Genomic DNA, 20,119 nt, shown 5'->3' on the forward strand with positions numbered 1-20,119 from the left:
AGGCCTGAGCGATCGGATCCTGCACAACTCGATTGCCCTCGAATCACCGGCATCGGATCGAATTCGCCTAGACCAACCATGCGATTGCCCCCGCTCGAACCCATCCAGCGTGAACTCACGATCTACGGGAACCTTCAGCTACGCGCAGTCCCGCGGGCCATACGATTGCGGCCAGTAACCGAGCCGCTTGCCCTAGTACTCCCCTCGCGCCCCTCACGCAATGCCCGCAGGGCAGCCATCGCTGATTGGAACTCGCAGCCGGCGGGACTGTCCCGGTCGCGCTTCCAGGCCTCGTGCAGCCGGTCCATGTCCCGGCTGAAATCAGGATGGTGGATCAGGTGGTAATTCACGGCATCCCGTCACCGTCGGTTTGCCACCGCCCGTCGGATTCGACTCGTCGCTGTCGGGGTCCAGGCCATGCCTGTCCATCATTTCCTCGTACGTCTCCCACTTCGACGGATCGTCGTTGGCGAGGCGCTCCCGGACCAGGTCCTCCCGGCGCTGGTCGTTTTCCGCATCCTCCCTCAAAGTTTCGTACTCCGCCCATTGCTCGAAGGAGAGGACGGCACCCTCCGGCCGGGGCTGGTCGCCGAAGAAGACCGGCTCGGTGTTGCCGGAACGGAAGAGTTAGAGGACCCTGCCGAGGCTCTGGCCGACGGTAGGGGTGTCGATGACCCGGACTCGGTCGCCGTTCGGGCGCGCGGATCTTCTTCGGCCGAGCACGCAAAGGCGTCGGGCAATGAGGCCAGCCAACTCTCGACCAGGTCGACGAACTGCGCCGGGCGTTCGTGATGGAGGAAGTGGCCGCAGCCGTTCCAGAGGACTACTCGTGATCCGTAGGGCAGGGACAGGCCTATGTCCCACGCGGCCATCGCGGGGGTTGGGCGGATGCAAAGGAGTGGTTGGGTCAAGGCGGCCAGTCGGGCAGTAGCGGCCGGGCGGGCGCCGAAGGCATCTGGGTCCGTGTACATCCCCGCATAGCTTTCGGCGAGCACGTGCCCCGGAGTCGCGAGCAACTGGTCACGGACGGCGCCGGCGGGTAGTCCGAGTTGGCGAATTGCCGCCTCCGCGCCATCACTGCGGAGCGCGGCCAGACGCTGCTCGAAGGTGGCTGCCTCTGCCTCGTCCGCGCCGTACGCCGGATCGATGACGACGACCGCCGTGACCAGGTCGGGACGTTCCAGTGCGAGCTCCGCGACGATCTGGCCGCCCATCGAATGCCCGACCGCCACCACAGGCCCGAGCCCCAGCCGTTCGACGAGCGCCGTGAGATCTGCCGCGTAGTCAGCCGGCCGATACCCGTGCCGAAGTACCGGCGAACGCCCGTGACCGCGCAGGTCGACCGTGATGACCCGGCGACCCGCGAAGTTCAGACCGCTCCACGCGCGGCTGTCGCCACCCCAGCCGTGGACGAGCAGCAGCGGATCACCCGTACCGGTGTCACTCAGCCAGATCGGCACCCCGCGGGCTTCGACATTCGCCGCCATGGATGGCAGCATAGTTAACGTTTTCTACACGGAGTCAGGGCAAGACCCGGACAGAAAATTTCGACGGACAAAGGAGTTGGCGCGTGGCGGGAGTGAGCCTCGGGAGCCGTCCGACGGTGAAGGACGTCGCGGCGGCCGCGGGCGTGAGCGCCACGACGGTGTCACGGGTGCTCGCCGGGAACTACCCGGTCAGCGCCTCGACCCGGAAACGGGTGCTCCGGGCGGTGCAGGACCTCGACTACGTGATCAACGCACAGGCCCGCGCCCTGGTCGGCGGCACGACACGGACCGTCGCGTTCATCATCCGCGACCTGGTCGGTCCGCTGTTCGCCTACATCGGGCAAGGCGTCGAGCAGCAGGCCACCGCCGAGGGCCGGGTGTGTCTGGTCTGCACCCATCACGGCGACGCCGATCGCGAACTCGAACTCATCGAACTGATGCGCGAGCAACAGGCCGAGGCGGTCGTGCTGGTCGGTGGCGGCCTGCGTACGCCGGAACACCTCGAGCGGATGGCACAGATCGCCAGATCCCTGGAGCGGGTCGGCTCGCGCCTGGTGCTGTGCGGCCGCCCGCCGATCGGCCCGGACGTGCCGGCGACAGTCGTCGAGTACGACAACGAGGGCGGCGCGTTCGCGGTGACGAACTATCTGCTCTCGCTCGGCCATCGCCGGATCGCGTTCATCGGCGCCGCCGAGCCGGAGCACACGACGACCAGCGCGCGCTTCGACGGCTTCACCCGCGCCCACGCGGCGCACGGCCTGACCGTCGATCCAAGCCTTGTTGCCGGCGGCACCTTCGATCGCGAGTCCGGCTACCGCCAGACCAAGGCCTTGCTGACCCGCGACACCGGTATGACGGCCGTCGTCGGCATCACGGACATCGTCGCAAGCGGTGTCCTCGCCGCTCTCCACGAGGCAGGGCTCCGAGTGCCTGAGGACATCTCCGTCGCCGGGTACGACGACATTCCGATGAGCGCCGATCTCAATCCGCCGCTGACCACGGTCCACATCCCGCACGAGGAGCTCGGGCGTTCCGCCGTACGGCTTGCGCTGCATCGCGACGACTACGCGCAGGATCAGCACCTGATGCTCGGGACGCACGTGGTGATCAGGAAGTCGACCGCTCCTCCCAGGGAGCGCTAGGAGAACGATGGCAAACAGCAGTAGACGCAAGTCGTCGAGCTCGCCCACCCTCGCCGACGTCGCCGCGCACGCCGGGGTGTCGCCCGCGACGGTCTCCCGCGTCCTGGCCGGCAACTACCCGGTCTCCCGATCGGCGAACCAGCGCGTCCTGCGATCGATCCGTGAGCTCAACTACTCCGCCAACACTCACGCCAGGGCCTTGGCCGGAGTGCAGACGAAGACGATCGCCTTCATCCTGGCCGACGTACGCGGCCAGTCGTTCGCGGACGCGGCGCACGGCGTCGAGCAGGAGGCGTCGCGCCGTGGCTGGCTGAGTCTGATCGGCACCACCCAAGGCGACTCGGAACGCGAGCTCGCCCTGGTGCAGCTGATGCGCGAGCAGCGCGCCGGCGCCGTGATCCTGATCGGTGGCGTCACCAACGAAGCAGCCGACTACCGCGCGAAGATGACCGACCTGGCCCGCTCACTTCACTCCGCTGGTTCCCTGTTGGTGCTGTGTGGTCGGCCTCCGCTGGGCGACGACGTGCCCACGGCCGTGATCGAGTACGACAACGAGCAAGGCGCCTACGCGATGACCAGCCACTTGTTGTCGCAGGGGCATCGCCGGACCCTCTTCCTTGCCGGTCCGGAGCGTCAGAGCACCAGCATGCAGCGGTTGGCCGGACATCGACGGGCCCTGCACGACTTCGGCGTACCAGATGCGCCGGAGCTGGTCGAGCACGGTGTCTTCACCCGAGCCTCCGGCTATCAGCTGACGAAGAACCGGCTGGCCGCCGGGCAGGACTTCACTGCGGTCTTCGCGGCCACCGACGTTGTGGCCGCAGGCGTGTACGCCGCTGCGGCCGAGTTCGATCTGAGAGTCCCCGAGGACCTCTCGGTGGTCGGCTACGACGATGTCGAACTGGCCCAGGACCTCCGTCCCAGACTCACGTCGGTTCATGTCCCCTACGAGGAACTAGGCCGAGCGGCAGCGAAGATCGCACTCGACTCCCAACACCAACAACCCGACTGGACCGGAGCCCACCGGCTTTTCACCACCCACGTAGTCGTCCGCAACTCCGTGACCCGCCGCGACTGAACCCCACATTTCCATGAAGGGTCAGCCGGCGGCCATGGAGTGGGGGTACGGCGGCGTGCCGTCGAGGATCGTCGTCAACACTTCCGAGACCGGCGTACTGGAGTCGGCAGGGAGTAGAACGGACGGGATGTTGTAGGCGGCAAGGTACGCCACCTGGGTGTCGGTGAACTCGACGTTGAGGCCGATCACACCGCGGGTGCCGCGGGCGAAGAGGCGTTCCAGCCAGAGCCGGGGCACCGGCTCTCCCCCGTTCACTGTCGTGACGACGAGAGCCAGTCCCGGTTCCCGGGCAGCGTCGGCAAGGTCGGCCAGTACGTCACCGGTCCAGCCGTTGCTCCGACTGGCGACCACTACGTCGACCAGCTCGGACTCCTCGCGACGGTTGCCGGCGGCATCGGAATCCAGTGGATACCCGGCGCGACGCAGTACCTCGCGCACCCGGGTCCTGGTGGCCGGTGCGACGTCCGGGTAGGCGCGCAGGACCTTGGAGACGGTCGAGATCGACACTCCGGCCTCGCGCGCGACCACCGCGAGCTTCCTCCGTGGGGCGGACATCGAGGACGGCCTCACTGGCCCTTGAGATACGCGTTCGCCTGCTTCTCCATCTCCGCCTGCAGCTCGGAGAGTCCGGCCTTGTCCACCGCCTTCTTCAGGTTGTCGAGACCCTTGTCGACGTCGACCGCCCCGATCCACAACGGGTTGCCGTACTGCGTCATCGCGGCGTTGACCTGGCTGTCCTGACGTTTCACCGGCGTCACGTCCGGCACGAACGACGCGTACGGGTCCAAGGTGAAGTTGTCGTACTTCTGCGCCCAGTCGAACCACGCCTCCTCGGTCGGCGTGATGTCCTTGATCTTCAGCTCGAGCTTCTGCCGCCAGCACAACGCGAACCCGGGAAAGCTGTACTGCGACAGCTGCTGGAACTTGTCCGCGCCCACCGGCTTCCAGTCCGTGCCCTCGACCCCGTAGCTGAGCAGGTCGTGGTTCTCCTTGATCGAGACCCAGTCCTCCAGCTGCATCGCCCGCTCGTTGCTGCGGCCCTTGACGTTGAGTACGACGAAGTTGTCGGCCTGGAACGTCTGGTTCGGCTTGGCGTCCTTGCCGCCCCGCAGCGGTACGACGTTCGCGATCTGCGCTGTCGGTACGGCTTTGCGCAGCGGTGTGAGCGACTGCGACGACAGCCCGTCCGTCATCGCCCACCGGGTCGCGATGCGGCCCGACTCGAACTGGGACTTGATCGTGCTCGAGTCCACGTTCAGCGCGTCCTTGTTGATGATGCCGTCGAGGTAGTACTTGCGGATCTTGCGCAGCGCATCGACGACGCCGGGAACCTCCCAGAACGGGATCGGCTTCGCGGACCCGGTGCTCTTCCCGTCCTGCGCCAGGTAGAACGGGAGCGAGCCGCCGCTGAAGAACTGCACGCTGACGTGTGGATTCTCCCAGTCGTGCTGATTCAGCCAGCCGACCGGCGCGAAGGCCGCCAGGAGCTTCGGCATGTTGGACGAGATACCGATCGGAGTGAGCTTCTCCTTCTGCTTGACGTCGTACCAGAACTTCTCCAACTGGTCGAACGTCGAGATCTCCCCCACACCGAGCTTGTCGGCCAGGTCCTGGCGGACAGTGAAGTGGTGGAACCGTGCGGCGGAGTTCACCTGCGGGATCCCGTACAGCTTGCCGGACCACTTGTTCTGCTCGAGCAACTGCGGGTCAAGGGTCTTGCTCAGGTTCGGGTACTTGCTGATCAGTCCGTCGACGGGAACCAGGGACTTGCTCGCGACGAGCTGGATCATGTTCAGCCAGCGGGCCTGCAGCGCGGTGTCGAAGTTCTCACCCGCGGTGAACTTGAGCAGTGACTGCTGCTGGTAGTTGGACCAGGCGACGAACTGGGGAGCGATGGTGAAGCCCAGGTCCTTCTTGAGCTTCTCGTTGACCTTGGCAAGGATCGCGTCCCAGCCGGTCGGTGTGTCACCGGGCAGCAGCAGGGCGAGGGTGTCTGCGGCCTTGCCGGAGCTCGGTGACGACGAGTCTCCACAGCCGCTCAGTCCGAGCATGGCTGCGAGTGACAGGCCGCCGCCGGCGGCCAGGAAGCCGCGCCTGCTGAGGCCGGCGGGAGATGTGGCGGGCACAATGCCTCCAGAAGTTGTGGTGGGAGACCGTCAGCCTTTGGTGGCTCCCAAGGTGATGCCTTTGACGAAGTAGCGCTGCGCGAACGGGTACGCGAGCAGGATCGGGCCGATGGTGACGACCGTGAGGGCGAGCCGGAGCTGGTAGACCGGCGTCGACTGGGCTGCTGCGGTCGGCAGCATCTGCGAGAACGAGACGTTCGAGATCAGGTTCTGCAACAGCAGCGGTAGCGGGTACTTGTGGATGTCCGACATGAACAGCAGCGCGGTGAACCACTCGTTCCAGTAGTGGACCGCGTAGAACAGGCCGACGACGGCCAGGATCGGCTTGGACAACGGCAGTCCGATCCGGAAGAAGATCTGCAGCTCCCCCGCGCCGTCGACCCGGGCCGAGTCGAGGATCTCCTCCGGCAGCTGGCGGAACGCCGAGACCTGGATGAAGACCAGGAAAGGCGCCACCAGCAACGGCAGGATCACCGCGAAGTAGCTGTTCTGCAGCTTGAGGTACTGCGTGACCAGCAGGTACAGCGGGACGAGACCGCCGCTGAACAGCATCGGGATGTAGGCGAAGATCGCCAACGGCCGGCTGACGTAGGGCAGTCGCCGCGCGATCACCCAGCTCAGGCCGGACGTGATGCTGAGCGCCAGCACCGTACCGGCAACGGTGATGACGATGCTGGCGACGTATGCGCTGACCAGCGTCGGCCCGGTGAAGATCAATTTGTACGCCGCGGTCGAGAACGGTTGCGGGATGAGGCTGTATCCCTTGCCTGCCAGGGTCTGCTCGTCGGTGAACGAGCCGGACACGATCACCCAGAACGGAATCAGGCAGACCAGCATGAACAGCGCGACGCCGATGACGCTGACGACGGTGAACGGCTCCCAGCTACCGGAGCGCCGTTTGGCCGCGGTCCGGCCGGCGGCCTTGGCCAGGCTCGAGGTCATGGTAGTCACAGCAGACTCGTCTCCTTCGAGTACCGGCGCTGGATCAGCACCGCGGTCGACACCAGAACGAAACCGACCACCGACTGGAACAGGCCGATCGCCGCGGTGGTGCCGAAGTCACCGATCTGGCGCAGGGAGCGGAACACGTAGGTGTCGATCACATCGGTCGTCGGGAAGAGCGTGCCGTTGTCGCCGACGATCGCGTAGATCGTGCCGAAGTCTCCGTAGAAGATCCGGCCGACACCGAGCACCAGCAGGACGGCGGCCGTCGGCTTCAGCAGCGGCAGGGTGATCCGCAGCGCCATCTGCGCCCGGCTCGCACCGTCGATCTGGCCCGCCTCGTAGACGTCCTCGGGGATCGAGGTGATCGCGGCCAGGAAGATGACGCTCATGTAGCCGCCCAGCTGCCAGATCTTGACGAAGGTCAGGATCCACGGCCACGGACCCGGCTCCGTGTACCAGCTGACCGTCGGCAGCCCGAAGCCGGCCAGCGCGTCGTTGACGACGCCACCGTCTCCGGCCGGCCCGGACAGCAGGACCTGCAGCATGATCGCGACGACGACCGGCGAGACGAAGTACGGGAAGAAGATCGTCGACTGCGCCGCCCGTTTGAAGAAGCGGCCGCGAAGCTCGTTCAGCATGATCGCCAGCGTCACGCCGGCGGCCAGCGTCGCGGCGAGGAACAACACGTTCAGCACGATGGTGTTGACCAGGATCCGCTGCGCGTCACCGGAGGCGAAGAAGTAGCGGAAGTTGTCCAGGCCGTTCCACGGGCTGCCGAACAGGCCCTTGCTGATGTCGAACTCCTTGAACGCCACCACCAGGCCGGCCATCGGCGCGTAGCTGAACACCAGGAAGAACGCGACCGCGGGGACTGCCAGCAGTCCCAGCCACAGGCTGGAGCGCACGGAGGTTCGGGTACTCATGGGAGCGACTCCTTCACCAGGATCTAGAAAGCGCTTTCCATCTGCCGAGAAGGTAGCGCTGGCTTTCAGACGTGTCAAGGCGTGGCAATCGTTGCCTTTTGCGATCAGGCCGCGCGATCCAGGTCGGCGGCACCGATCCCGAAGCGGAGCGGCTCACCGGCGACAAGGCGCCCCAATTCGTCCGCGACGCACAGGCCGAGACGTGCGAGTTCGTTGCCGTGCGAGCCGGCGATGTGGGGCGTCAGGAACGCGTTCGGAAGCTGGAACAGGGGCGACCCGGAGGGCAGCGGTTCGGGCTCCGTGACGTCGAGCACCGCCGCGATCCGCCCGGAGACCAGCTCGGCGGTCAACGCGCCGGTGTCGATCAGTTGCCCGCGCGCCGTGTTGATCAGCGTCGCACCGTCCCGCAGCAAGGCGAGCTCCGATCGCCCCAGCAAGTGGTGGGTTTCCGCGGTCAACGGGGCGTGCACACTGACGATGTCGCTCGTACTCAGCAGCGTCCCGAGATCGACGGTCGGTACGCCGAGATTCCCGGCGTACGGGTCATACACCTGGACCCGGAATCCGAACGGGCGCAGCAGTTCCAGCACCTGCCGGCCGATCCGCGAGGCGCCGATCAGCCCGACGGTACGCCCGTTGTTCCCGATGTCCGGGTGGATGTAGCCGAGCTCGAAGGACCGCTCGCGGCGATAGCGTTCCCGCAGGTCGAAGGCACCTTTGCCGGCCAGCAGGATCGCCCCGAGCGTGAATTCCGCGACCGGTACGCCGTTCGCTGCTGCCGCCGACGAGACGACGATGCCGCGCTCCCAGACCTCGCGGCTCAGGTGACCCTTCACGCTCCCCGCGGCGTGCAGCACCGCGCGCAGCTTCGGGGCCGCCTCCAGGATCTGGCGGTCGACGGCGGGGCATCCCCACCCGGTGATGAGAACTTCCACCTCGGCCAGGCGATCCATGACGCGCGGATCGTCGAACCGGTCGACGGGTTCCGCCGGATCGACGAGGGCGAACTGCTCCAGTCGCCGACGGACGTCCGCCGGGAACAGTTGCGGCCAGAACTCGGGGGACATGACGACGAGCGCCGGCAGTTTTTCGGGTGCGGGAGACATGCCGTCAGGCTGGCATAGAAAACGTTAACTATCAGGAGATCAAAATTTTCGGAGCCTGCCGGATGCTGGCGGCCGCCGGGGTGCGATGCGAGGCTCCGACCGCTCCCTTCCGGGCCGTCACAACGCTGGAGAGTCCCGATGGCTGTTTTGAAACTGTCCGCACTGGCCACTGGTCTGGCTGCGCTCCTCGCAGTCGTCGGAGTCGTACCGGTCGCCGCTACGCCCGCCTCGACCACTGCGGACCCGTTGCCACAGCTCACCCCAGTCAGGTCGAGCGCCGGCTTCGTCCATCCAGGGCTGGCCGTGAGCGCCTCATCCCTGAAGCTCGCTCGCAATCAGGTCCGGGCCGGCGTGGAGCCGTGGGCGTCGTACTACGCCGCGATGAGCGCCACGACGTACGCCTCCCGGACCTTCAGCTCCAAGAACCAGGGCACTGTCGTCGACAGGCCGGCGAGCAGCGCCTTCAATTCCCAGGGCATCCAGGCGAGGTTCATCGACGACGCGTTCCGGGCCTACACCCAGTCGATCCTGTACTTCGTCACCGGTGATCCGGTCCACCGCGAGAACAGCCTCAAGCTGATCCGGATCTGGGCCCACATGGATCCCGCCGGCTATGTCTACTACCCCGACGCACACATCCACAGCGGTGCGCCGCTGATGCGGATGCTCGCTGCCGCCGAGATCGTCCGCTACTCGACCGTCACGGCACCGGCCGAGGACGGCTACGACCTCGGCTGGAACGACAGCGACACCGCCGATCTCACCAGCAACCTGATCGTGCCGCTCACGCAGACGTTCCTGTACCGCAACCGCAACTTCATGAATCAGCACAGCTACTCGCTCATCGGCGCGATTGCGCGCTACATCTTCACCGACAACCTCCCGCGCTACCGCGAGGCGGTCGAGTGGTTCTCGGTGAACTCGACCAACCCTGACGACGACACCAACGGCGCGCTCAGCAAGGTGATGCCGGTGATCGCGAAGAACGATCCGCGGAACCCGTACGGCAAGACGTTCGTCCAGTTGCAGGAGATGGGGCGCGACCAGGCCCATGCCTGGGACGACGTCACGATGCTGACCCAGCTCGCCCGCGTCATCGACATCCAGGGAACCAAACTGGACCCGGTCCGCGGCACCGTGTCGACGCGGCGGGACGCGGTCTCGGTCTACGCCTTCGGCGGCGACCGGCTGCTGCGCGGCTCCGAACAGTTCTTCGCGTTCATGACGGGCAAGACGATCCCGTGGATCGACACCACCCAGCGCGGCGGCGTACTGTCCCAGGCGTACCGCGGCCGGATCTTCGACCCGACCAACGAGCTCTACACCGTCTACAAGCAGAGGCTCGGGGCCGCCATCGCCACGATCGCACCGAGCATCACCGAACTGGCCACGACGCAGGACGCCGGCGCCCGGTTCTACTGGGGAACGTCGCCGTACAACTTCTGGAACAGCAACCCGGACTTCAATCCGGATTCCTGGCTGTCCTTCCCCGCCTCCGTCGCCGGATCGGCACCTCCGGTCCAGCGTGACGCCCTGGTGCAGGCGGAGACGAGAACCACTCCCCTCACTCCCGGTACGTCGGTCGGCGGTGGGTTCGTCCGGATGCGAGCTCGGTCTGCCGGTACGACGATCGCCGTACGGACGTTGCTGTACGACAACCGGAACGGCTACAGCCCGGTCGGCGTACTGATCCGCACGAACGGAACGGCGACTCTGCAGATCAGAAAGGAACAAGGACTCGCCCCGTACCACACGCTGACGCTTCCGAACACGCGTGGTGCCTGGCGATACGTCACCTACGACATGGACACGAGCAAGCTCCGCGGCAGCACCGGCGGCGAGTCGCTCGCCTACTACACGGTCGTCGGATCGCCTGAGGTCAGCGTCGACATCGACGCGATCAACGTCCAGGCGAAGGCCCAGCTCACGCCTCCACGGTTCGCACAAGGTTCGGACGTGAGAGTGCTGGCGATCGCCGGCGAACCCTTGTCCGCCACACTGTCGGCGGTCGACTCGGACCAGCTCTCCTATACGTCGGGAACCAACCTTCCCGCGGGCGCATCGCTCGACCAGGCAACGGGCGTGCTGACCTGGCAGCCGACCGCTGGCCAGGTCGGCGACCACAACACCTTCGTCGTCGCATCCGATTCGGCCACAGACGCCGTACTCCGGGTGCGCTTGAGCGTCAGCGCGACCCGTCAGGACGCCGTGACTGCGGCGCTCGCGGGCTACGACGCCGGTACGACGTACGTTCGAGCCACCCGCTCCGCTGTCGACGCGGCGAAAGCGGCTGCGGAGGCGGACATCGCAACCGCCGATCCGGCGACCTTCGCCGCGGATCTCGCCGCGTTACAGGCCGCGGTGGCCCGGCTCGAGAAGCTGACACCGACGATGCCTGACGACGGCTCGTTCGACTACTGGGGTCACGCAACCTCGGCATCCTTGTCACAGGTTGCCCTAGGCAACATGCTCGACGGGGACTTCAACACTTTCTCCGGCGACCTGAAAGCTCCGGCGGTCATCGACGTCGGCGCCGGCTTCCGGGTCACCGCCGACGCCTTCGGGCTGCAGGCGCGGTACAACTTCGGCAACCGCAGCCAGGGCGCGAACGTGTACGGGTCGAACGACGGCGGGGCGTGGACCCTGCTCACCTCGCGCGAGACCACGGACACCTCCGATCAAGGCTTCGCGCTCGAGCGGATCCCGGTCCGCGACGACGTTCTCGGCGAGAGCTTCCGGTTCCTCAAGATCCAGGTCGACCATCCCGGCGTACCCACGGATCCGGCGTACCCGGGCCTGTCGAGCTTCAGCGAGTTCCGCATCTACGGACAGCGGCTGGAAATGAATACGGCGATCAACTAGGTGTCGATCGCCTCCAACGGCAACACCAGTTGAACCAGCTCTTGACAGAGTTGCGCAACTTGCCGCAATCTTGGCGAAACCTTGCCGCAACCTCTGGAGCGAGCTGTGAATCCCACCCTGACCGACGTCGCGCAGCGCGCGGGTGTGTCGTTGTCGACTGCGTCCCGGGCGTTCAGCGACCCGGACCGGATCGGCCGCGACACCCTGCGCCGGATCATCGACGCCGCGGAGGAGATCGGGTACGTCGCCTCGGCCGGCCGCCGTTCCAGGTCGGGGCTGCCGACCCGCTCGGCCACGGTCGCGATGATCGTCCCGGACATCGGCAACCCGGTGTGGGCGAGCTTCGTGAAGGCCGCCCAGGCGCACGGCTGGAACCGCCGCCAGACCGTCGTCCTGACCGACACCGACGGCAGCCCCGACCGCGAGCGGGAGATCATCGGCGAACTGCACGAGCGGGTCGACGGGTTCGTCGTCTGCTCACCCCGGCTGCCCGCGCACGACATCGTCGAGCTGTGCGGTGACACCCCGCTCGTCCTGGTCAACCGGACGAGCGACGAGACGAGCAGCGTCGTACCGGACGCCGCCGACGGTCTGCGGCAGGCGCTGGAGTACCTGCGCGTCCTCGGTCACGAGCATGTCGCCTACGCCCAAGGTTCTCCGCTGTCCTGGTCGAACCAGACCCGGGTGGAAGCGATCCGGCAGCTCGCCGACCAGGCCGACATCGAGCTGGAAGTGCTCGGCTGGCAGGCGGAGACGGTGGCCGGCGGCCAGGCCGCGGCGGCCAGCGTCGTCGCATCCGGCGCCACAGCGGTGATCGCCCACAACGACCTGATGGCGCTGGGCATCATCGCCGGAGCGGCCGCGCTCGGTGTCGAGGTGCCGGCCGAGCTGAGCGTCATCGGCATCGACGACACCCCACTCGCGGAGGTCGGGCGCCCGACGCTGACCAGCATCCAGGTTCCGATGTCGCGAGCCGGCGTGATGAGCATCGACATGCTCCACCAACAACTGACCGCGGAGCCCGGCCAGGCGCCGGCCGAGCCGCGCGCCGTCACACTGCCGACCCAGCTGGTCGTCCGCCAGAGCACCGGCCCGGTGGCCGGCTGGATCCCCGCGCGCCGCGACCGGAGCGACGCATGAGAGTCGTCATCACCGACCTCAACCTGCTGCCTTTGCGCGACGAGCTCGAGGCCCTGGTGCCTCAGGACGAGCTGGTCTGGCTTCCGGATGATCTCCTCGACGCGCTGAAGACCGCCGACGTTCTAGTAGGTCCGTCGTTCACCCAGGAAATGGCGGACGCCGCGCCGGGCCTGCGGCTCGTGCAGGTTGCCGGCGCCGGCACCGACCGCGTCCAGGCAACCGGCGTACCGGTCGCGAACACTTATCACCACGAGGACTCGATCGCCGAGTACATCGTCTGGGCCCTGATCGCCCTGCGCCGCGAGCTCCCCCAGGCCGACGCCGCCCTCCGGCAGAACCGCTGGCGCTCGCCCGTGTACGACGCGGCCCTCCCCCAACCCCAGACGCTGTCGAGCGCGAGGGTCGGCTTCCTCGGATTCGGCCACATCGGTCGAGCCACCTGGCGAGTGCTGCAAGCCTTCGGCGCCCAGGCCCAAGCCGTGACCGCCAGTGGAAAAGCCGATGGAGTGAGTTGGGCCGGTGACACCTCCCAACTCCCACGCCTGCTCGAAGAGTCGAACGTCCTCGTCGTCTCCGCGCCGCTGACCGAGGCCACCCGCGGCATCATCGGCGCCGCCGAGCTGAGCAAACTCGGCGCAGACGGCGTACTCGTCAACGTTGCCCGCGGCCCGCTCGTCCAGGAACAGGCGTTGTACGACGCTCTGCGCAACCACTCGATCCGCGGCGCCGCCCTCGACGTCTGGTACTCGTACCCGACCGACGGCGACCAGGCGCAACCAGCCGAAGCCCCGTTCGGGGACCTGGACAACGTCCTGCTCACACCGCACCTGTCCGGGATCACCCGGCAGACGTTTCGCGGCCGCATCCACGACATCGCCGCCAACCTGACCGCCCTTGCCGAGGGCAACGAACTGCGCAACCTCGTCCGACTCTGAAGGCACCGATATGACCGATCGCATCATCGCCGCCGAGGTCATCCTCACCAGCCCCGGCCGCAACTACGTCACCCTCAAACTGCAGACCGCCGACGGCCTCGTCGGGTACGGCGACGCCACCGTCAACGGCCGTGAGCTCGCCGTCGCGAGCTACCTGCGCGACCACGTCGTACCGTTGCTCGCCGGAATCGACCCGGCGCGGATCGAGGACACCTGGCAGTACCTGTACCGCGGGGCGTACTGGCGTCGTGGGCCGATCACGATGGCCGCGGTCAGTGCGGTCGACCTCGCCCTCTGGGACATCAAGGGCAAGGCTGCCGGGATGCCGGTCTACCAGCTGCTCGGCGGCGCCGTCCGCGACCGCGTCCTCGCCTACACGCACGCATCAGCCTGGGATCTGCCCGCACTGCTCGACGAGGTCGATGCGCGCCGCGAGGACGGATTCCGGGCGGTCCGCGCACAGTCCGGCGTACCGGGTCTGGAGACCGTGTACGGCGTTCATCGCGAGGCCACCGGCTACGAGCCGGCGAAGCGCGGTGCGGCGCCCGTGGTCGAGTCATGGGACACGGATGCCTATCTGCGTCACGTTCCCACCGTTCTGGCAAAGGTGCGGGAGCACGTCGGCCCGGAGCTGGCGTTGCTGCACGACGCCCATCACCGGCTCACGCCGCAGCAGGCCGCACGGCTCGGCAAGGCGCTCGAACCCGCGGACCTGTTCTGGCTCGAGGACGTCACCCCGGCCGAGAACCAGGAGGCCCTGCGTCTCGTGCGGCAGCACACGACGACTCCGCTCGCGATCGGCGAGGTCTTCAACTCGATCTACGACTGCAAGGACCTGATCACCGGGCAGCTGATCGACTACATCCGGGTCGCGGTCGCGCATGCCGGCGGGATCAGCCACCTGCGCTCGATCTTCGCGCTCGCCGCCGTGTACCAGGTGAAGGCAGCGCCGCACGGGCCGTCCGACGTCTCGCCGGTCTCGTTCGGCGCGAGCGTCCACCTCGGGCTGTCGACGCACAACTTCGGCATCCAGGAGTACATGGGGTACGACGCTCTTGCGCACGAGGTGTTCCCGCACTCCTGGTCGTTCAGAGACGGCTACCTGCACCCGGGCGAAGCACCCGGCCTCGGCGTCGAGGTCGACGAGGCGCTGGCGGCGAAGTTCCCGTACGAACCCGCCTATCTGCCCGTTGCGCGCCGCCTCGACGGCTCAGTGACCGACTGGTGAACGCTATGAACCGCGCCTCGATTTCCAGGCACCTGCTGACCGCCCGGCCGACCGGCACCGGCATCGTGCATCTCGGCCTCGGCAACTTCCATCGAGCGCATCAAGCCGTCTACACCGCGCACGCGGGCGACGGCTGGGGCATCCTCGGCGTCGCGAGCCGCTCGGCTGCTGTCGCCGACGCCATGAACCGCCAGGACGGTCTGTACTCGGTGCTCGAACTGTCGCCCGGAGGTTCGTCGATCAGCGTGCCTGGTGTTCACACCGGCGCAATCGTTGCCGCCAGCAACCCCGCCGCGGTGGTCGACGCCATCGCGGCCGAGGACACCCGGATCGTGTCGATGACGGTGACCGAGCACGGCTACTGCATGGACCCGAGCACGCACCGGCTCGCACTGGATCACCCCGGCATCGTGGCGGACCTCTCCGGTGCGACGCCAAGCACCGTCATCGGGCAGATCGCGCGCGCCCTGGAGCGCCGGGCCGAGACGCACGGCGCTCCGATCACCGTCCTAAACTGCGACAACATGCAGTCGAACGGGACACAGACCCGTCGTCTGGTGCTCGAGTTCCTGCAAGCCACCAAACAGGGCAGCAAGGCCGAGAGCTGGGTCGCGGAGAACGTCAGCTTCCCGAACTCGATGGTCGATCGCATCGTTCCGGCGACGACGGACGCCTACCGCGCGGCGGCGTACGAACTGCTGGGCGTGCACGACCTCAGCCCGGTGCCGGCCGAGCCGTTCACGATGTGGGTGATTGAGGACCGCTTCGCCGCCGGGCGACCGGCCTGGGAACGGGGCGGCGCGGTCTTCTCCGACGAGGTCGAGGCCTACGAACTGCTGAAACTCCGGCTGCTCAACGGCACGCACTCGCTGATCGCGTACCTCGGTGCGCTCGACGGGAACGCGACCATCCCCGAGGCGCGTGCCACCGGCTTCATCGAGTCCGCCGCCCGAGCCGTCCTCGAGGACGAGTACCTGCCGACGATCGCGCTGCCGCGTGACTTCGACATCGACGCGTACATCGCCTCGCTGTTCGAGCGGTGGTCCAACGACGCGCTCGGTCACCGGACCCAGCAGGTCGGCAGCGACGGATCCGTCAAGCTACCGCAGCGCATCCCTTCCCCGGCCCTTGAACTCCTGCGTCAGGGCGTGATGCCCGAGCATCTCGCGTTGACGTGCGCCGCGTGGCTGTGTTGCGTCGTACCCCTGTCCGGGTTCGACCCCGGTCCGCACGCGCGGGCCATGGTCGACCCCGCCCGCGCGCGGCTCGGGGCGCTCGCGGCGCACTCCCGCAGTACCGAGGACCTGGTCAGGTCGGCGATCGCCCAGGTGTTCGCCACGGAACTTGCCGAGAGCAACGACTTTGCCCGGCGCGTCAGTGACTACGTCGCCGTCATCACCCGTGACGGCGTCCGCGCCGCGGCCCGTGAGGCCGCGCGCTCCCGAACGTCCCGGCCGCACGCCTCCCCCGCGGCCTGAGACCCCGAAGGAATCCGCCATGGAACCGAAACCTCAAGACACCCGCCGGGCCGCGCTCGCGGGCCTGATCGGCACCGCCCTCGAGCAGTACGACTTCGTCATCTACGGGACCGCGTCGGTGCTGGTCTTCAGCCATCTGTTCTTCCCCAACATCTCCGCGACAGCCGGCCTGCTCGCCAGCTTCAGCGCCTACGCGGTCGGCTTCTGCGCCCGTCCGCTCGGCGGGTTCTTCTTCTCGCGGTACGGCGATCGCCTCGGGCGCAAGTGGATCCTGGTGGCCACGTTGACCCTGATGGGCGTCGCGACGATGGCGATCGGCGTGCTGCCGACGTACGAGTCGGTGGGCGTCTGGGCCCCGATCCTGCTCGTGCTGAGCCGATTCCTGCAGGGCTTCGGCGCCGGTGCGGAGCAGTCGGGTGGCGCGACATTGCTCACCGAGACGGCTGTGCGCGGCAAGCGCGGAAGGTTGGCGGCCTTGATCATGACCGGGGCTGCGGCCGGTACGGCGCTCGGCGCCGGGGCGTGGGCGTTGGTTCAGCTGCTCCCGGACGACCAGTTGATGTCGTGGGGCTGGCGGCTGGTGTTCCTGAGCAGTGCGTTCGTCACGATCGCGGCGTACATCCTGCGGCGCAAGCTCAAGGAGACGCCGGTGTTCGCGGAGATCAAGGCCGAACGCACGGCGGCTGCCGCGCCGGTTCGCGAGGTGTTCCGGAACGGCAAGAAGGCCGTTGCCCTCGTCACCTTGATGACCGTCGGACTGAGCGTGCAGTCGTACACCTATCAGGTGTTCATGGCTTCCTATCTCAAGGGAACCGTGAAGATCGACGCGCAGACCGTGCCGGAGATCCTGCTGGTGGGAGCGATCTTCGGAGGACTCGGAGCGATCGTGCTCGGCTACCTGTCCGACCTGTTCGGGCGGCGGTCCGTGTTCCTCGGTATCGCCGGGCTGCTGCTGCTTCTGCCGTTCCCGACTTTCGTTGCCCTGAGCACCGGAAACCTCACGGTCATCTACCTGGCCATGATCGTCGGCTTCGTGTTCGCCTGCCAGGGTGGCGTTGCGGTGACGATGAGCTACTTCCCGGAGCTGTTCGGCAGCCGCTACCGGTACGCCGGTGTCACGCTCGGCCGCGAGTTCGCCGCCGTACTCGGTGGTGGCTTCGCGCCCCTCATCGCGGTCGCGCTGATGAACACGTTCGGCTCCTGGGTGCCGGTCGCGATCTACATGACCGTCGCGATGGCGATCACCTTCGGCGCCGCACTGTTCGCGCCCGAGACCCGGGACCGCGACCTGCTCGCCCCGGAGAACGCCACCGACCGCGCACAGGATGTGCAGCCCGCGGTCTCGCCCGCTACCGCCACGGCCTGAAGGAGAACCATGAAGGCGATCGTCATCCGGAGCAAGCTCGACCTCGTCGAGACCGAGCTGCCGACCCCGCAGCCGCAGGCCGGCCAGGTCCGCCTCCGGATGGCGTACGGCGGGATCTGCGGATCCGACCTGCACTACTACCACGAGGGCGCGAACGGCTCGTACGTCGTCCGCGAGCCGCTGGTGCCCGGGCACGAACTCTCGGGCATCGTCGACCTCGACCCGACCGGCGAACTGGCACCCGGAACGCCGGTCACCATTCATCCGGCCACCTTCGGGACCTCCGAGCCGGGGATCGAGGACCGCCCGCACCTCTGGCCGAACGGCGCCTACCTCGGCAGCGCCTCCACCTGGCCGCACACCCAGGGCGGCATGAGCGAATTCGTTGTTGTGGGCAAGCACATGGTGCGGACCCTACCTGCGTCGCTGCCCCTTCGCCGTGCCGCCCTGGCCGAACCACTGGCCGTCGCTCTCCATGCCATCGCCATCGCAGACGGCGTCAAGGACAAGCGGGTGCTTGTCTCCGGCTCGGGCGCGATCGGCCTGCTCACGGCGTCGGCCGCGCTGTCCGCAGGCGCGGCCGAGGTGGTGACGACCGACGTGCTCCCGGGCCCCTTGCAGCGGGCCCGAGACCTCGGAGTACACGGCACGCTCCAGGTCGGCACGGACGAGATCCCAGCGGGGTACTTCGACGTCGTCCTCGAGTGCACCGCCGTGCCGGCCGCGATCAGCACCGCCCTCACCGCGACCCGCCGGGCGGGAACCGTCGTACTTGTTGGCATCCCCGCCGACGAGCCGCGCGGCGTGAACCTCGCTCCCCTGGTCTCCCGCGAACTGCAGCTCCGCGGCACCTTGCGCTTCAACGACGAGATCGACGAGGCAATCCAACTGCTCGCCACAAACCCAGCCCTCGACCGAGTCATCACCCACGAGTACCCGGCAGACCAAGCAGTCGACGCCTTCACCACCGCCGCCAACTCCAACCTGTCAGGCAAAGTCCTCCTCAGCCTCTGGCCCTGACCGTGCCGTTCGTCCCATCTGCACGTGCCGCAGCTTGCGCTTCTGCACCGCTTGACCGAGCGGCTCGGTTTGCGACGAGGGCGGTTGCGGTGCCGGTGGCTGCGAAGAGGGCTCCGAGTGCGATCCAGCCGAGGGTGCCATGGTCGATGGCGGTTGTGGTCACGACTGCGGGGCCGAGCATCAGGGCCAGTGCGAGGCCGGTCTGGCTGAGGCCCTGATAGGCGCCGGCGCGAGCGGGGTCGGCGAGTTCGAACGCCATACCCCAACTCCCCGCTTCGCCGCGTGTCTCGCCCGCAGAGGAGGCGAGCGCACCGAGCAGCAGGACTCCGGTCGCTGCAGCGGCGCCGAGGTGACCTGCGAGAGCGAAGAGCAAGCAGGCCGCGAGAAGCAGCAGGCCGGCTCGGCGTACCGATCGTCCGGCCGTGCGCAGATCCTGCGTGCCACGGGATGCGCGGACCTGGAACAGCGCGACGTACGCCGTGTTGACCACGAGGAGCGCCGATACGACGACAGTCGGCGCCTCGGTGTGATCCGCCACCCACAGCGGGATACCGACCGACGTCAGCGCGAAGTGGATCGCCAGCAGAGCGTTGAGAACCGTCGATGTGACGTACGTGCGATCTTTCAGAGGCGAAGGTCCCCGTGGCGCCTCGGTGCTTGCGGAGGCATCCATTCGCTCCGCCAGCCCGGACACTCTTCGGCGCAGACCCGCCAGTGGGATCGTGCCGAGAATCGTGATGGCGCCGACGAGCACCACAGTCAGGCGGTACGCCGTTGCCGTGTCCACCACGAGAGCCAAACCCGCAAGCAGAGTGCCGATCCCGATCCCGACGTTCATCACCACGCGCAACCGGGCCCGGACGGCAACCCGCTCCGGGCCGACGTACCACCGGGCGAGCAGTGTCATCTGGGCGGTGCTCTGCAGGCCGCGGGAGGCGGAGACACAGGCCGCGACCAGGACGAAGGTGGCGACGTCGCGGGCCAGGGCGTATCCCAGCAGCGCGACGCCGTTCGCGGCGAGGGCCCACTGCTGAAGCCGATCGGCGCCGCAGCGGTCACTCAGCCAACCACCGGCGTACGACGCAAGCACTCCGACCGCTCCGGCGATGGTGAGGCCGATGCCGACAGCGGCCGGGGACAGGCCTACGCCGCGGGTGAAGTACAGCGCGCTGACCGCGAAGAACATCCCACGGGACAGGGACAGTGCGGCGACAGCGGAGGCGAGCGCGCGCTCGACAGGATCGCGGAGGAGTTCGGGCACCCGTCAGTTGTCGCATCCGGGT

The 20,119-nt window shown here is 67.6% G+C and carries 16 protein-coding genes; 9 read left to right on the forward strand and 7 right to left on the reverse strand.

The window, feature by feature from the left end; translation table 11 throughout:
• Nucleotides 1–524: 524 nt before the first annotated feature.
• A complete protein-coding gene (locus EV137_RS34715) occupies nucleotides 525–1,487 on the reverse strand; it encodes an alpha/beta fold hydrolase (RefSeq protein ID WP_134132329.1) in 963 nt (320 codons plus the stop codon).
• 83 nt (nucleotides 1,488–1,570) lie between these two features.
• On the opposite strand from EV137_RS34715, the gene EV137_RS34720 reads away from it, so the two are divergent.
• Together EV137_RS34720 and EV137_RS34725 are read left to right on the forward strand one after the other, a co-directional pair.
• Nucleotides 1,571–2,629 carry a LacI family DNA-binding transcriptional regulator gene (locus EV137_RS34720; RefSeq protein WP_202871277.1) on the forward strand — a complete coding sequence of 353 codons (1,059 nt, stop codon included), beginning with the start codon at nucleotides 1,571–1,573 and terminating at the stop codon, nucleotides 2,627–2,629.
• Between the two features lie 7 nt (nucleotides 2,630–2,636).
• Nucleotides 2,637–3,707, forward strand: a complete 1,071-nt coding sequence (locus EV137_RS34725; protein WP_134013244.1) for a LacI family DNA-binding transcriptional regulator — start codon at nucleotides 2,637–2,639, stop codon at nucleotides 3,705–3,707.
• 21 nt (nucleotides 3,708–3,728) lie between these two features.
• On the opposite strand, the gene EV137_RS34730 is transcribed toward EV137_RS34725, so the two are convergent.
• The 5 genes from EV137_RS34730 to EV137_RS34750 form a co-directional block, all read right to left on the reverse strand.
• Entirely contained in the window at nucleotides 3,729–4,262 is a 534-nt protein-coding gene (locus tag EV137_RS34730) for a LacI family DNA-binding transcriptional regulator (RefSeq protein WP_134132330.1), read from the reverse strand.
• A gap of 11 nt (nucleotides 4,263–4,273) precedes the next feature.
• Nucleotides 4,274–5,833, reverse strand: coding sequence for a DUF3502 domain-containing protein (locus tag EV137_RS34735; RefSeq protein ID WP_134013240.1), 1,560 nt, complete (start codon nucleotides 5,831–5,833; stop codon nucleotides 4,274–4,276).
• Nucleotides 5,834–5,863: 30 nt separating this feature from the next.
• Nucleotides 5,864–6,775 carry a carbohydrate ABC transporter permease gene (locus EV137_RS34740; RefSeq protein ID WP_238175801.1) on the reverse strand — a complete coding sequence of 304 codons (912 nt, stop codon included), beginning with the start codon at nucleotides 6,773–6,775 and terminating at the stop codon, nucleotides 5,864–5,866.
• Between the two features lie 5 nt (nucleotides 6,776–6,780).
• Nucleotides 6,781–7,701, reverse strand: coding sequence for an ABC transporter permease (locus tag EV137_RS34745; RefSeq protein WP_134132333.1), 921 nt, complete (start codon nucleotides 7,699–7,701; stop codon nucleotides 6,781–6,783).
• 104 nt (nucleotides 7,702–7,805) lie between these two features.
• Nucleotides 7,806–8,807 carry a hydroxyacid dehydrogenase gene (locus tag EV137_RS34750; protein ID WP_134132335.1) on the reverse strand — a complete coding sequence of 334 codons (1,002 nt, stop codon included), beginning with the start codon at nucleotides 8,805–8,807 and terminating at the stop codon, nucleotides 7,806–7,808.
• A gap of 138 nt (nucleotides 8,808–8,945) precedes the next feature.
• On the opposite strand from EV137_RS34750, the gene EV137_RS34755 reads away from it, so the two are divergent.
• From EV137_RS34755 to EV137_RS34785, 7 genes are all read left to right on the forward strand, one after another.
• Nucleotides 8,946–11,669, forward strand: coding sequence for an Ig domain-containing protein (locus EV137_RS34755; protein ID WP_134132336.1), 2,724 nt, complete (start codon nucleotides 8,946–8,948; stop codon nucleotides 11,667–11,669).
• Between the two features lie 105 nt (nucleotides 11,670–11,774).
• Complete coding sequence (locus tag EV137_RS34760) at nucleotides 11,775–12,809, forward strand: LacI family DNA-binding transcriptional regulator (RefSeq protein WP_134132337.1); 1,035 nt, start codon at nucleotides 11,775–11,777, stop codon at nucleotides 12,807–12,809.
• On the forward strand, nucleotides 12,806–13,744 hold the full coding sequence (locus EV137_RS34765; RefSeq protein ID WP_134132339.1) for a 2-hydroxyacid dehydrogenase: 939 nt from the start codon (nucleotides 12,806–12,808) through the stop codon (nucleotides 13,742–13,744). The genes EV137_RS34760 and EV137_RS34765 overlap by 4 nt, the downstream gene beginning before the upstream one ends.
• A 10-nt stretch (nucleotides 13,745–13,754) precedes the next feature.
• Nucleotides 13,755–14,972, forward strand: coding sequence for a D-mannonate dehydratase ManD (gene manD / locus EV137_RS34770; protein ID WP_134132340.1), 1,218 nt, complete (start codon nucleotides 13,755–13,757; stop codon nucleotides 14,970–14,972).
• A 5-nt stretch (nucleotides 14,973–14,977) separates the two neighbouring features.
• Nucleotides 14,978–16,450, forward strand: coding sequence for a mannitol dehydrogenase family protein (locus EV137_RS34775; protein WP_134132341.1), 1,473 nt, complete (start codon nucleotides 14,978–14,980; stop codon nucleotides 16,448–16,450).
• Between the two features lie 19 nt (nucleotides 16,451–16,469).
• Entirely contained in the window at nucleotides 16,470–17,816 is a 1,347-nt protein-coding gene (locus tag EV137_RS34780) for an MFS transporter (RefSeq protein ID WP_134132343.1), read from the forward strand.
• A 9-nt stretch (nucleotides 17,817–17,825) separates the two neighbouring features.
• Entirely contained in the window at nucleotides 17,826–18,836 is a 1,011-nt protein-coding gene (locus EV137_RS34785) for an L-idonate 5-dehydrogenase (RefSeq protein WP_134013222.1), read from the forward strand.
• Here EV137_RS34785 and EV137_RS34790 read toward each other — a convergent pair.
• A complete protein-coding gene (locus EV137_RS34790; RefSeq protein WP_134013221.1) occupies nucleotides 18,820–20,097 on the reverse strand; it encodes an MFS transporter in 1,278 nt (425 codons plus the stop codon). The two genes, EV137_RS34785 and EV137_RS34790, sit on opposite strands and share 17 nt — an antisense overlap.
• Between the last annotated feature and the right edge of the window lie 22 nt (nucleotides 20,098–20,119).

Origin of the sequence: Kribbella pratensis (genome assembly GCF_004366075.1) — a bacterium.
Classification (GTDB): domain Bacteria; phylum Actinomycetota; class Actinomycetes; order Propionibacteriales; family Kribbellaceae; genus Kribbella; species Kribbella pratensis.